Consider the following 13,762-nt stretch of genomic DNA (forward strand, 5'->3'; position numbering starts at 1 on the left):
GAGGTTATTTTCGCTTTTTGGGGGCGATGACCATCATCAGCTGGCGTCCTTCCAGCTTAGGAAATTGCTCGACACTGCCGTATTCCGCGAGGTCATTCTCGACCCGCTTCAACAGCTCCATGCCCAGCTCCTGGTGAGCCATCTCACGACCGCGGAATCGCAGGGATACCTTGGCCTTGTCCCCATCATTAAGGAAACGTATCAGGTTGCGTAGTTTTACCTGATAATCCCCTTCCTCCGTCCCTGGACGAAACTTGATTTCTTTAATCTGAACCTGTTTCTGGTTCTTCTTCGCCGCAGCGACCTGCTTCTTCTTTTCGAACAGGTGCTTGCCGTAATCCATGATCCGGCACACAGGCGGCACTGCATCGGCGGAAATCTCCACCAGATCCAGCTTGGCTTCTTCAGCTACACGAAGCGCTTCATCAATCGAGACGATGCCAATCTGCTCGCCGTCCGCACCAATTAACCGAACCTCGCGTGCCGAGATATTCTCGTTGATCGGGGCTTTCGGTTGAGCTCGTTTATCTTGTCTCATTTCACGCTTAATAATGATTACTCCAAATCTTGGCGACCACGCCGGGAAACCGCCTGCGCGAGCTGACTGACGAATTCATCGACCGGCATGGAGCCCAGGTCGACACCTTCGCGGGTACGCACAGCAACGGATCTAGTCTCGACTTCCCGATCTCCAATAACCAAGAGATAAGGAATCTTGAGCAGGGTATGCTCGCGGATTTTAAAGCCGATCTTCTCGTTTCTCAAGTCGGACTTGGCACGAAAACCGCTTTGGTTCAGTGCTTTCTCAACCTCGAGGGCAAAGTCAGCCTGCTTGTCGGTGATATTCATGATCACCGCCTGAGTCGGGGCGAGCCATGCCGGGAACGCGCCTTCATAGTGCTCGATCAACATGCCGATGAAGCGCTCGAAGGAGCCTAGGATCGCGCGATGCAGCATTACCGGGTGCTTACGATCGTTGTTCTCGCTAACGTATTCGGCACCCAGACGTACCGGCAGGTTGAAGTCCAACTGCAAGGTGCCGCACTGCCAGACTCGACCCAGGCAGTCTTTCAGCGAGAACTCGATCTTCGGACCGTAGAAGGCCCCCTCCCCCGGCTGCAGATCGTACGGCAGACCGGCACTCTCCAGGGCAGCCGCCAAGGCCGACTCCGCCCGATCCCACAGCTCATCGGAACCTACGCGCTTTTCCGGACGCGTCGACAGCTTCAGTTGGATATCCTGGAAGCCGAAATCGGCGTACACATCCAGGGTCAGCTTGATGAAGGCGGCCGCTTCATCCTGCATCTGCTCCTCGGTGCAGAAGATATGCGCATCATCCTGGGTAAAGGCACGCACCCGCATGATGCCGTGCAAGGCGCCGGACGGCTCGTTACGGTGGCAAGCACCGAACTCGGCCAGGCGCATCGGCAATTCGCGATAGCTCTTCAGGCCCTGGTTGAACACCTGCACATGACACGGACAGTTCATCGGCTTGATCGCATAGTCACGACTTTCCGATTCGGTGGTAAACATGTTTTCGGCGTAGTTGGCCCAGTGGCCCGACTTTTCCCAGAGGCTGCGATCGACAACCTGGGGCGTCTTGATCTCCAGATAGCCATTCTCGCGCTGAACGCCGCGCATGTACTGCTCCAGCACCTGGTAGAGCGTCCAACCATTGGGATGCCAGAACACCATGCCAGGCGCCTCTTCCTGGGTATGGAAGAGATCCAGGCGCTTGCCGATCTTGCGGTGATCGCGCTTTTCGGCCTCCTCGATGCGCTGGATATAGGCAGCCAGTTGTTTCTTGTCCGCCCAGGCAGTGCCATAGATGCGCTGCAACTGCTCGTTCTTCGAATCTCCACGCCAGTAGGCACCAGAGATTTTGGTCAGCTTGAATGCCTTCAGGAAACGCGTGTTCGGCACGTGCGGCCCGCGACACATGTCGACGTATTCTTCGTGGTAGTAAAGGCCCATCGCCTGCTCATCGGGCATGTCGTCGATCAGACGCAGCTTGTATTCCTCGCCACGCGACTTGAACACATCGATGACCTGATCTCGGGGCGTCATCTTCTTGATGACGTCGTAGTCCTTGTCGATCAACTCACGCATGCGCTGCTCGATGGCAGCGACATCCTCGGGCGTAAAAGGACGCTCATAGGCGATGTCGTAGTAGAAGCCCTCCTCGATCACCGGCCCGATCACCATTTTCGCGGACGGGTACAGCTGCTTGACCGCATGACCGATCAGATGAGCACAGGAGTGGCGAATGATCTCCAGCCCTTCCTCATCCTTCGGCGTGATGATTTGCAGCGTCGCATCGGCATCGATCAAATCGCAGGCATCGACCAGACGACCATTGACCCTGCCGGCCAACGTAGCCTTGGCAAGGCCAGCCCCAATGGACTGCGCCACTTCGAGCACGGACACCGATTGATCGAACGAGCGCTGACTGCCGTCAGGAAGAGTGATGATGGGCATGGCGCCTCCTCTCCTAGTGGTGACCCCTACCAAAGGCCACGTGGGTTGGGATGAGCCAGTAAGCGATCTGGCGATTTATCTGCCTCACAGCGGCAGAGCCCGAAGGCCAATCAGACCAGACCAGAGTCACTGGAAGTTTCGAAGCCGGGATGCTTTCAGAAAGCCTCGCTCCTGACAAGCGACCCAATAAAAAAGGGTCGCCACTGCGACCCTTTTTGATTTGGTAGGCACAATTGGACTCGAACCAACGACCCCCACCATGTCAAGGTGGTGCTCTAACCAACTGAGCTATGTGCCTGCTGTTGGCCGCGCATTTTACGGAAGCCTGAACCACTGTCAACACTTTTTTCGCTAACTGACTGAAAAAGTGGATTTTTTAATGTTCAGATGAGCGTCAATAATTTTGCACAGCCCCTAGCCGGGCATTTCCAACTCGGGTAGGATCGCTGCGTTCGTAAAAAATAAAAAACAGAGGTTGCAAGATGGCGCACACGCCCTACCCCCTTTCCTACTATGCCGCCTCAGCCAATCCAGCCCCGGTCCGCCCGGCACTCGAAGGCGAGCGCGACGCTGATATCTGCGTTATTGGCGCCGGCTACACTGGACTCTCCACGGCCCTCTTCCTTCTCGAAAGCGGCTTCAAGGTTTGCATCGTCGAAGCAGCCAAAGTGGGCTTCGGGGCTTCAGGTCGGAATGGCGGGCAGATCGTCAACAGCTATAGCCGGGACATCGATGTCATCGAGCGTAGCGTCGGCCCCCGTCAAGCCCAGCTACTGGGCCAAATGGCCTTCGAAGGCGGCCGGATCATTCGCGAGCGCATCGCCAAGTACGGTATTCAATGCGACCTGAAGGACGGTGGTGTATTCGCCGCATTCACCGCCAGGCAGATGGGGCACCTGGAAGCCCAGAAAGAGCTCTGGGAACGCTATGGGCACAACCAGTTGGAGTTGCTGGATGCCAAGGGCATCCGCGATGTCGTGGCGACCGACAATTACGTTGGTGGGATGCTGGACATGAGCGGCGGGCATATTCACCCGCTCAATCTGGCACTGGGTGAAGCGGCTGCCGTGGAATCGCTTGGCGGCACCATCTACGAACAGTCGCCGGCGGTCCGCATCGAGCGTGGCGCCACCCCGATCGTTCACACTCCGCAAGGAAGGGTCAGGGCCAAGTTCGTCGTGGTAGCGGGCAATGCCTACCTTGGAAACCTGATTCCCGAACTGGCAGCCAAGTCCATGCCTTGCGGAACTCAGGTCATCACCACCGAACCGCTTGGTGAAGACCTGGCCCACAGTCTTCTACCACAGGACTACTGCGTGGAAGACTGTAATTACCTGCTGGATTACTACCGTCTTTCCGGCGATAAACGCCTGATCTATGGAGGCGGAGTGGTCTATGGAGCACGCGACCCGGCCAACATCGAAGCGATCATCCGCCCGAAGATGTTGAAGACGTTCCCGCAATTGAAGAATGTAAAGATCGAGTTCGCCTGGACCGGCAACTTCCTGCTCACCCTGTCTCGCCTACCCCAAGTAGGAAGGCTGGGCGACAACATCTACTACTCGCAAGGCTGCAGTGGCCATGGCGTGACCTATACCCACCTGGCCGGCAAGGTGCTGGCAGAAAGCCTGAGGGGTCAGGCCGAACGGTTCGATGCCTTCGCCAGCCTGCCGCACTACCCCTTTCCGGGAGGCCAGCTGTTCCGGGTCCCCTTCACCGCACTTGGCGCCTGGTACTACAGCCTGCGTGACCGCCTGGGAGTATGACCCGAAAAAACGGCGCCTTTCGGCGCCGTTGTTCTTTCGTCAGGAACCAGGACAAGGCGGCGGCACTGCGCACTGGGCACCCGTTTCGACTGACTGACCAAGAGCCGCCGAAAAGCGCGGGTCTTGAGGAGCCAGACGCTGTGCACAGGCCCGCGAGACCCGGGCATCCGACTGGCAGCCACGCTCCGCCAGTACCTCGGAAAGGTTGAACCAGCCGGCGGCGAAATCGGGCGCCCGCTTAACGCTCTCGCGCAATGCCTGCTCTGCTCCGTAGCGATCGCCCCCCGCATGCAGCCCATTGGCCAAGGCGAACCAGCCGACCGACTCGTCAGGCCAACGCTCGACAGCCATCCGATAGGCTTTCAGAGCTACCTGGCGACGACCGGTTTCTTCCAGATCGCTGGCCGCCTTCAGCCAGGGGCGCAATTCGGCGGTCGCCGGCAGCCGATCCGGTGGCAATGTCAGCACCGCCCAACGGCCGCCACGCGCCCAGGTGTTGTCGAAGCTCCTGAAACTGGTAATCCAGCGCCGCGTGGTGCCGGATCGCAAGGTCAGGGTCTTTTCGCGGCGGTCATACCCCACCAACACCGCGAAATGCCATTGTGGCCACCAATCGTAGGCCAAATTCTGAAACACCAGCACCGGATTCCCGGCTGCAACTTCTGCCAGCAGATTCTCCAGACGGGGCTCGACCGGGTAAACGAGCAGGTCGTGAGCACGCGCCGCCGCCACCATCTCGATTTGCAGGCTGCCTTCACGACCGGGAATGTAGACCTTGTCCTTCAGCAGACCCGGACTGGTTACGATCCCACGCTGATTCAGCATGGTGGCCAATGCCGCAGGCCCACATTGGTAAGCGCTCTGCGGGAAGAACGGCACATCGGTCAGTTCGACCCGCTCGGGCAGTCGCGAAGCCTCCGGTGGTAACACCGGAGACCTCGCACATGCTCCCAAGAGCGCTATCAATAACAGAAGGAAGAAATGTCCGTATTTCACCGGTTGATGCACTTCACGAAGCTGAAGATATCGGTCGCGCAGAGCAGGTCGGTGATGATGAAGATCACCAGGAACAGCACGATGATGCCCACCACACCGGCACCAGCGGGCGCCTGGTCAAGCTGTTGATTGAACTGAGCCAATTCGGCGGGCGTCAGGCTGTTGATGCGCTGTTCCACTTGTTCCTTCTGGATACCAAGGGACTCGAGCTTCTTCTTCACATCCTGGTCGTCCAGCATGGTCAGAAGTTGCTGGCGATCGACTTGCAACTGCTGCTCGGCCAATACCTCTGGAGTGCCGACCATGGCTGCTTGCGCGACAGGGACCTGTACCACGAACAGGAAATGCAGGGCGGCCAGGACGGCAGCCCAACGACGTAGGAGCGAGGAGGAAATCATAGGGGTACTCCTGTTTTTCTTTTTGATGGTCTTTTGACCCCGAAATGCCAGCAGGGCCTCCTAAGAATAGACGACTCCGCTGCGGCTAAGTTCCTGGCCGTGGCCCTCTGCGCAAAGCGCTTCAGCGCAACAGAAGATGCACGCCCAGGCCGACGACCGCACAGATCAGCAACACCTCGATAACCGTCCGCTTGTAGCGAAACAGAGCTACCGCGGCACCCAAGGCAATCACTGCCGAAGGCCAATCGAATACTCCAGCGAACCCCTCTGGCCACAACACGTGGTAGCCGAAGAACACAGCGAGGTTCAGGATGACACCCACGACGGCGGCAGTGATGGCAGTGAGAGGAGCCGTGAACTTCAACTCGTTGTGGGTCGACTCCACGACCGGCCCGCCGAGAAAAATGAAGAGGAACGAAGGCAGGAAGGTGAACCAAGTGACCAGCGTCGCCGCCAGGGCACCCGCCAGGAACGCTGAATCCGGCCCGAGAACCTGCTGTACGTACCCCCCCACGAAACCTACGAAGGCGACCACCATGATCAGCGGGCCCGGCGTCGTCTCCCCCAGCGCCAGTCCGTCGATCATCTGCGTCGGCGTCAGCCAGCCGTAGTAACCGACCGCCCCCTGATAGACATAGGGCAATACCGCATAGGCACCGCCGAAAGTCAGCAGGGCCGCCTTGGTAAAGAACCACCCCATCTGCGTGTAGGTACCTTCCCAGCCCTGGGTGGCCACGAGCAGCCCCATCGGTAACAACCACAAGGCTGCTCCGATCATGGCAAGCGACATCAGCCGGGACCAGCGAAAACGCGCATGCTCCGGCGTCGGCGTGTGATCGTCGATCAACGCGGGGCCGAAGGTCTTATCTCCCGCCCCATGTCCACCTCCGGTCACAAAATACTGCGGCGACACCCGCCCCCCAATATATCCAATGACCGCAGCGCCCAGCACGATCAACGGAAACGGCACATTCAATGCGAATATCGCCACGAACGCCGCAGCGGCGATCGCCCACAGCCAGTTGTTCTTCAACGCACGTGAACCGATGCGGTGAGCGGCCTGCACCACGATGGCAGTGACGGCGGGCTTGATCCCGTAGAACAGTCCGGCCACCACCGGCACATCTCCAAAGGCGATGTAGATCCAGGACAGGGCAATGAGGATGAACAACGAAGGCAGCACAAACAGTACGCCAGCCACCACGCCGCCCCAGGAGCGATGCAGCAGCCAGCCGATGTAGGTCGCCAGTTGCTGGGCTTCCGGCCCAGGCAGCAACATGCAGTAATTCAAGGCATGGAGGAAGCGCCGCTCCGATATCCAACGCCGCCTTTCGACCAACTCCTGGTGCATGATCGCGATCTGCCCCGCCGGCCCGCCAAAACTGATGAAGCCCAGCTTCAACCAGAACAGAAAGGCCTCGAAGAGGCTGACGTGACGGGGCGGTTCGCTCAAAGCATCGACGGTGGGCGTCGGGGAATCGCTCATTGAATCATCCATTTGCGCAAAGTGAGCCAGCGTGGGCAATGGTCCAAGCCATCGCACCGCAGAAAGGAACCGAGAATAACGCTTCCGCGCTGCGAATCGATGACTGCGCGGCTGGTCATCTTACGGTTTTCCCCCGCAGGCAAGAACACCTCGTACGTCATGCAGAAGAGCTGCAAAAGCTCATCGAAACGCCAAGAAAGCCAGAACCCTTGCGACGCCGAAGCACCGTGCCCCGACCGGCTCGGGGCGGCATCCCTGCCCCAACCTACCCGAGCATCAACGCGGGATGAGAGCCCATTGCTGATTGCTCTTGCCGGCGTATTTCCAAAGCTGCACCAGAGCCCCGTCAGCCTTAGAGGCATCCTTGATCGCGAGACAAGAGCCCGGCGCATGCACCGGACAGAGTCGGACAGATCGATTGCTCACCGAGGTCACCCGCCATATCTGGTTCTTGCCGCCGAAGTAGTTCCATAAATGAACCTTGGTGCCATCATTCACCGCTCCATCGGCCACATCCAAGGTCCGACCACTAGGTACCCCGGTGATCCGATAGCGATCATCGCCCAAATGCTGGAAACGCCACTTCTGGTTTTCGCCTCGATTGAACTTCCACTGGATGATAGACGTGCCATTCTCGCTCCCACCCTGCGCAGCATCCATCAACAGGCCACTGTTTAGAGAAGCGACACCGTAGATGCCATTTTCTACCGGGCCGGTAACGGTGTACGTCAGAGTACCGAAGCCCAACTGGTCGTAACCGCCGGAGCTGTTGCCATAATCACCCCCGCCGCCCTCTATACCGATCCTGGCCACCATTTCAGTGACATTGGGCGCCTTGAGCCCCATGCGCTTCACGTAATGGTTGTAAACCGCTGCCCAGACGGGGCGATCCTGACCACGCGCCACCGGAGAGACTTCCGTGTGCAAGCCATGGCTGCGATTGTAGTAAGGCTTAAACGGAACATCTTTCAGAAGGTTGTAGGCGGCCACATACTCGGCGCCCTTGAGAAAACGGTTATCGTCGTAGCCATACAAGTCATCGCCCTGGTTCCAGGCCATTTCGCAAATGGCCGCCATCAGACCGATGCCCATCACCGAATGCCCCTGATCCCGGCCAGACTCCTGCCATTGTCCTAAACCATTGGGGTGGATGTACCAGACGGCATTCTTGACCGCCCCGCTCCCATCCCCATGCTTGAAATATTCGACAGCCTCATCGTAGATATCGCGTCGATCGGTCAATACACCGATAGCCATCATTGAGGCCATGCTGGCAAGGTCCCAGTTAGCCCAATAATGTTCAGGCCTGGTCCAGTTATGGACTGTCAGCATTCGCTGATTCCATGGATAGAAAACATCAAGCAGCATTTTTTTGAAGCGCTCGAAGTCTTTCGATGCCCACCCCGGGTAGGTGCGCATGATCTCGGCAGCATTGGCGAGCTGATAGCCCTGAACTCCCGCCACCAGGAATCGATCCGACGTTCCCTGCAGGGAACCCATACCTTTCTTCAGCGCTTTCGACCAAGCGTTCAGAATTTCCACTGCTTTATCGGCGTGCCGGCTATCGCCCGTGATCTTCCAGCGCAATGCGTTGGCGTAGGCCGCCGCGGCGTCACGGTAGATCAGCGGATAATTCTGACCATGCACGCCATCGTTACCGCGGTAAACGATTTCCACGGGCCTTGGTTTCCACCCCAGGGATGCATGAGGGTTCTTGGTCAGCCGCTCGAAACCGGCTGCCCAAGGTTGCGCTCCTTTACCAACCTTTACCCGCATGCGTTCGAAATCCACTTCCGAATGCAGGAGTCCAGGATGAACGAACTTCGCCGGAGCAGCCTGGGCATGCCATGCGGAAATGCAGCACGCCAGCATGAAAGAGCCGCACAGCAGCCCATGCCGAAGTGCCTGGGGTGATAATCTCATTGGGTTTCCTCTCGATTCTGTGCCTGGCCTCCCCTGTATGGGTAGACTTCAGACCGGATGACAGAAAGCAATGCCAAGAGCACGCTGTGCGCCAGCTTTGGCCAGATCGGCACGACATTGATGTGAGAAGACTGGCAAAACGCCGCAATACATTTCTAGCCCCAGACCTCGTCTGAAATTTCGCGAACAACCTCCCTCTATCAATGCCAACTCCCAATGCCCATATCTCTCATGGTAATCACATGAGCGACGACAGCGAGTGAACAGCATCAAGATGATCCCGGTCGTCCTACCGCCCCTTCTCCAGCCTCTTTGCGGTAGACTGCGCGCCCTCGGCAGCACCGATAACATGCCGCTGCCTGAACCAGACGAATGCCGATCGAACAAATGACCGCCCACCCCTTCTTCCCATCGCGCGCCCAGCCCTGCGAGCCGTCCCGTCGCTTCTCGGTGGCCCCGATGATGGATTGGACGGATCGTCACTGCCGTTTCTTCCTGCGTCAGTTATCCCGGCACACGCTGCTCTATACCGAGATGGTCACCACCGGCGCCCTGCTGCATGGCGACCGCGAACGCTTCCTGCGCCATGACGAAGCCGAGCACCCGCTAGCCCTGCAACTGGGCGGCAGCGTGCCGGAGGAATTGGCGGCCTGTGCTCGATTGGCGGAAACGGCCGGCTACGACGAGGTCAACCTGAACGTCGGCTGCCCCAGCGATCGGGTCCAGCACAACATGATCGGCGCCTGCCTGATGGCACATCCGGGGCTGGTCGCCGATTGCGTGAAAGCCATGCGCGATGCCGTGTCGATCCCGGTCACGGTGAAGCACCGCATCGGGATCGATGGCCGCGACAGCTATGCCGAGCTGTGCGACTTCGTGGGACAAGTACGCGAAGCCGGTTGCCACAGTTTTACCGTCCATGCCCGCATCGCGATTCTTGCCGGCCTGTCGCCAAAAGAGAACCGCGAGATCCCACCGTTGCGCTACGAGATCGCGGCGCAGCTCAAACGAGACTTCCCGGACCTGGAAATCATCCTCAACGGTGGGATCAAGACACTGGATGAGTGCCGGACGCATCTGGAGACCTTCGATGGCGTGATGCTCGGCCGTGAGGCCTATCACAACCCCTACCTGCTCGCCCAAGTGGACAACGCACTGTTCGGCACCGATACACCCGTGATCGGTCGTGCCGAGGCATTGCGCCGCCTGCTTCCATACATCGAAGCGCACCTCGCCGAGGGAGGCGCCATGCATCACATCACCCGCCATATTCTCGGTCTGGCCCAAGGCTTTCCCGGAGCACGGCGCTTCCGCCAGTTGCTCTCGGTGGATGTTCACAAGGCAGCCGATCCGCTCGCCCTGCTCGACCGGGCCAGCGCACTCCTCGAAGGGCGCTGAAAGCGGCGGAACGACAGTCGCCTCCGACGATCAAAGCTCTGTTTTCACCAAGCCTCGCCCGGCCCGGTTCGATAGTGCCGCCCCGTTGAGCCTGCGGAAGCGCTCGGGTAAGGTCATAGCAAACCCACAGGACAGAGCCTCCATGATTTCCAAGCTGGAACAACTCAAGCAGTACACCACGGTGGTCGCCGATACCGGCGACCTGGACGCCATCACCCGTCTCAAGCCGGTCGATGCCACCACCAACCCTTCTCTGCTGTTCAAGGCCGCCGCGCTGCCGCGCTACGGCCAGTTACTGGACGATGCCGTGAGCGGTTGCGACGGCGACCTGGGCCTGGCCTGCGACCGTTTCGCCGTCGCCGTCGGCCAGGAAATCCTCAAGGAGATTCCGGGGCGTATTTCCACCGAGGTGGATGCGCGCCTGTCCTTCGACACCCAAGCCACGCTGCGCCGCGCGGAACGTCTGATCGGCCTCTACGAGAAGGCAGGGATCGGTCCGGAACGTGTGCTGATCAAGATCGCCTCCACGTGGGAAGGCATCCGTGCCGCGGAACAATTGGAAAAGGCAGGCATCCAGACCAACCTCACCCTGCTGTTCTCCTTCGCCCAGGCCGCCGCCTGCGCCGACGCCGGTGTCTTCCTGATCTCGCCGTTCGTGGGCCGGATCTATGACTGGTACAAGAAGGCCGAAGGGCGCGATTTCGTCGGCGCCGAAGACCCTGGCGTGCGATCGGTAACTCGTATCTATCACTACTACAAGGCTAACGGCTACGACACCGTGGTGATGGGCGCCAGCTTCCGAAATATCGGCCAGATCGAACAGTTGGCCGGCTGCGACCGCCTGACCATCAGCCCCGAGCTGCTCCAGCAACTGGCCGACGACCAAGGCCCGCTGACTCGCATGCTGGCCGGCAAAGGTCCGGGCGAGTCCCGTCAGAACCTGGATGAAAGCGGCTTCCGCTGGGCCTTGAACGAAGATCCAATGGCCACCGAAAAGCTGGCCGAAGGCATCCGCCTGTTCGCCCGCGACCAGGAAAAGCTCGAAGCCCTGCTGAAAAGCAAAGCCTGATATGCAAAACGGGCGATACCCGCAGAGGTATCGCCCGCTTTCATGGACGGGAAGGATCAGTGGCGTTCGAGCGCGCTGACCAGATCGTGGAACGCTTCGCGGTTGGATTCGTTCAGTCCCATGAGAATCCGGTGCGCTTCCAGCACCTTGGCCTTCACCACTTCCTCGGATTGATCCTGCGACGGCAGGTCGGACAGGCACTCTGGACGCGGCAGCGGCCGATCGACGATGTTGAACACCTGATCGAAGCCCATTGATTGCAATAAACGAGTGATGTCCGGATGGGTGGTCACCACGGTGGGCAGCAGGCCGACCTTCTGGCGCGACAGGATCGACAGCTTCGCCAGCAAGCCCAGGGTCGTGCTGTCGATGCTGCGCGTCTCGGTAAGATCGATGATGATCGCCGAGAAGTTCAGCGCACTGAAGATTTTCTCGATGGTCGCATCCAGCGCCGAACACAGCGTCAGGCGGATTTCACCGACGAACTTGAGGACGAAGGTGCCTTCCTGCTCGGCAAACTGGATTTTACCAGTACTCATGCAAGGTTCCTGCTCAACACCAGCAAGGCGATATCATCCGGCATCTCGCCCAATTTGGCCAACCCGAACACCTGACGCAGACCATCCAGGCTGCCGCCCGCCGTACTCACCAGCTGCGGCAAGACGGCCTCCTTTTCTTTGAGCGTTTCGCCCGGCAAAAGGTCCAGGATGCCATCCGATAGCAAGGTCAGGCTGAAGGACTCGGGCAATTCCAGCTCGTAGTCGGCATAGACCGCCTCTTCGAACAACCCCACCGGCAAGCCGCGGCCCTCCAGATAGCGCGCTTCACCCTGACTATAGAGCACCGGCAACGGCAGATGCCCGCCGATGCTGTAGGTCAGACGGCCGGTCTGCTCATCGATCACCCCACCGAGCATTGTCACGTGTTTGCCCAGCTTGCAGTTGATCAGGCCGCGGTTGATATGCCCCAGCACCTCGGATGGTTTGAATTCCGGCAAGGTGCCATTGCGGCGGGACTCGAACAGCAACCGCGTGGTCATGAACTTCAGCAGAACGGTGACGAACGCGGACGACGCCCCATGTCCAGAAACGTCGGCCAGGTAGAACGCGACCCGGCGCTCATCGACACGGAAATAATCGACGAAGTCGCCGGAAAGGTAGAGTGACGGAATGATCTGGTGGGCGAACTGCAGATTGCCATCCACCACCCAGGGCGTGGCCGGCAGCATGTTCATCTGCACCTGGCGCCCGGCGTTCTGATCTTCCTGCAGCAGGTTGAGACTGGCCTGCAGTTCCCGGTTGGCTGCTTCCAGTTTTTCCCGGTAGCGGCGATTTTCCAGACGCAGGCGCGAACGATCGAGAGCCCGGCGCACCGAGTGTTCGAGCACGGCCAGGTCTTCCAGGGGCTTGATCAGGTAATCGGCGGCGCCGAGGCGCAACGCTTCCACCGCGTCGCTCATCACGCCGGCACCAGAAACGACGATCACCGGGGTGTCGACCTCTTGCTCGCTGATCCTGCGGATCAGTTCGAGGCCGTCCACCTGCGGCATGCGCAGGTCGCAGATGACCAGGTCGGGCTTCGCGCGTTCGAACACTTCCAGCCCTTGCAGGCCGTTGCTCGCTTGAAGAACGCTGAAACCGCTGTCTTCCAGGTAGGCCGCGAGGCTAGCGCGTACAACCTCGTCGTCATCGATAATCAGCAGCGTGGCACTGGGATTGTGCATGGGATACCAGGCAAAACGGCGCCAGGAGGTTGGCTTTAGCGCCAGGCCTTGGCCCTGACGCGTACTGGGTTCGCTTCAAGGCGCAGACGGTACTCTCATCCGATCGTCGATTCAAGCCATCGTCCGGTCGTCGCCGGCCGCCTTTACACTCGAAATCGGCGAGAGTTATAAGAACTTCAGTGGAACTCCCGAAAACAAGAGGACAAGGTCCAATGAGTCTGAGCGATCGAGCCTACAGCGAGAAGCGCGACTACATCCGGATGCGCCTGGAAGCGCCGGTGATCCTGCAGTACGCCGGACGGGAGCTACCCGCCCTGTGCATTGACCTGTCGAGCACCGGCATGCAACTGGAAGCCGAGTGCTCCCTGAATGTCGGCGATAAGGTCAGGGTCCGGATACCTTCGGATCACAGCCAACTCAAGGGCCTGGAGGCCGAAGCCGAAGTGGTGCGCGTCAGCGACCTCGAAGGCGGGCGGCAATCCGTAGGTCTGTCGATCCTGGCGATGCGCTGAACCAGCCCGAAAC

General features: G+C 59.4%; 12 protein-coding genes and 1 tRNA gene. 4 read left to right on the plus strand and 9 right to left on the minus strand.

Going from position 1 to position 13,762, the window contains the following annotated elements; all coding sequences use genetic code 11:
* Positions 1-4 precede the first annotated feature (4 nt).
* The 3 genes from infC to BZL41_RS20485 all read right to left on the minus strand — a co-directional run bounded on the left by infC (position 5) and on the right by BZL41_RS20485 (position 2,776).
* Positions 5-556 carry a translation initiation factor IF-3 gene (infC, locus tag BZL41_RS20475; protein ID WP_170837204.1) on the minus strand — a complete coding sequence of 184 codons (552 nt, stop codon included), beginning with the start codon at positions 554-556 and terminating at the stop codon, positions 5-7.
* Positions 556-2,478 carry a threonine--tRNA ligase gene (thrS, locus tag BZL41_RS20480; protein ID WP_095600981.1) on the minus strand — a complete coding sequence of 641 codons (1,923 nt, stop codon included), beginning with the start codon at positions 2,476-2,478 and terminating at the stop codon, positions 556-558. The genes infC and thrS overlap by 1 nt, the downstream gene beginning before the upstream one ends.
* Positions 2,479-2,699: 221 nt before the next feature.
* Positions 2,700-2,776, minus strand: a tRNA-Val gene (locus BZL41_RS20485).
* A gap of 184 nt (positions 2,777-2,960) precedes the next feature.
* On the opposite strand from BZL41_RS20485, the gene BZL41_RS20490 reads away from it, so the two are divergent.
* The gene (locus tag BZL41_RS20490; RefSeq protein ID WP_095600982.1) at positions 2,961-4,244 is read left to right on the plus strand and encodes an FAD-binding oxidoreductase; all 1,284 of its coding nucleotides are present in this window, start codon (positions 2,961-2,963) and stop codon (positions 4,242-4,244) included.
* Positions 4,245-4,283: 39 nt separating this feature from the next.
* Here BZL41_RS20490 and BZL41_RS20495 read toward each other — a convergent pair whose 3' ends face one another.
* The 4 genes from BZL41_RS20495 to BZL41_RS20510 form a co-directional block, all read right to left on the minus strand.
* The gene (locus BZL41_RS20495) at positions 4,284-5,174 is read right to left on the minus strand and encodes a PA2778 family cysteine peptidase (RefSeq protein ID WP_095600983.1); all 891 of its coding nucleotides are present in this window, start codon (positions 5,172-5,174) and stop codon (positions 4,284-4,286) included.
* 62 nt (positions 5,175-5,236) lie between these two features.
* A complete protein-coding gene (locus tag BZL41_RS20500) occupies positions 5,237-5,638 on the minus strand; it encodes a PA2779 family protein (RefSeq protein WP_095600984.1) in 402 nt (133 codons plus the stop codon).
* A 121-nt stretch (positions 5,639-5,759) separates the two neighbouring features.
* Entirely contained in the window at positions 5,760-7,124 is a 1,365-nt protein-coding gene (gene chrA / locus BZL41_RS20505; RefSeq protein WP_095600985.1) for a chromate efflux transporter, read from the minus strand.
* 276 nt (positions 7,125-7,400) lie between these two features.
* Positions 7,401-8,996, minus strand: a complete 1,596-nt coding sequence (locus BZL41_RS20510) for an RICIN domain-containing protein (RefSeq protein WP_095601007.1) — start codon at positions 8,994-8,996, stop codon at positions 7,401-7,403.
* 438 nt (positions 8,997-9,434) lie between these two features.
* Between BZL41_RS20510 and dusA the strand changes: the two genes are divergently transcribed.
* Positions 9,435-10,445, plus strand: coding sequence for a tRNA dihydrouridine(20/20a) synthase DusA (gene dusA, locus BZL41_RS20515; RefSeq protein WP_095601008.1), 1,011 nt, complete (start codon positions 9,435-9,437; stop codon positions 10,443-10,445).
* Between the two features lie 142 nt (positions 10,446-10,587).
* The gene (tal, locus tag BZL41_RS20520; RefSeq protein WP_095600986.1) at positions 10,588-11,514 is read left to right on the plus strand and encodes a transaldolase; all 927 of its coding nucleotides are present in this window, start codon (positions 10,588-10,590) and stop codon (positions 11,512-11,514) included.
* A 56-nt stretch (positions 11,515-11,570) separates the two neighbouring features.
* Here the strand turns inward: tal and rssC are convergent, their stop codons facing one another.
* A complete protein-coding gene (gene rssC, locus BZL41_RS20525) occupies positions 11,571-12,053 on the minus strand; it encodes an anti-sigma factor antagonist RssC (RefSeq protein WP_084337686.1) in 483 nt (160 codons plus the stop codon).
* A complete protein-coding gene (rssB, locus tag BZL41_RS20530; protein WP_084337688.1) occupies positions 12,050-13,237 on the minus strand; it encodes a two-component system response regulator RssB in 1,188 nt (395 codons plus the stop codon). Before rssB ends, rssC begins: the two co-directional genes overlap by 4 nt.
* Positions 13,238-13,449: 212 nt before the next feature.
* Here rssB and BZL41_RS20535 point away from each other — a divergent pair, with 212 nt between their 5' ends.
* Positions 13,450-13,749 carry a PilZ domain-containing protein gene (locus tag BZL41_RS20535; protein ID WP_095600987.1) on the plus strand — a complete coding sequence of 100 codons (300 nt, stop codon included), beginning with the start codon at positions 13,450-13,452 and terminating at the stop codon, positions 13,747-13,749.
* The last annotated feature ends 13 nt before the right edge of the window (positions 13,750-13,762 follow it).

The organism is Pseudomonas sp. PIC25, from assembly GCF_002286785.1.
Lineage (GTDB): Bacteria > Pseudomonadota > Gammaproteobacteria > Pseudomonadales > Pseudomonadaceae > Pseudomonas_M.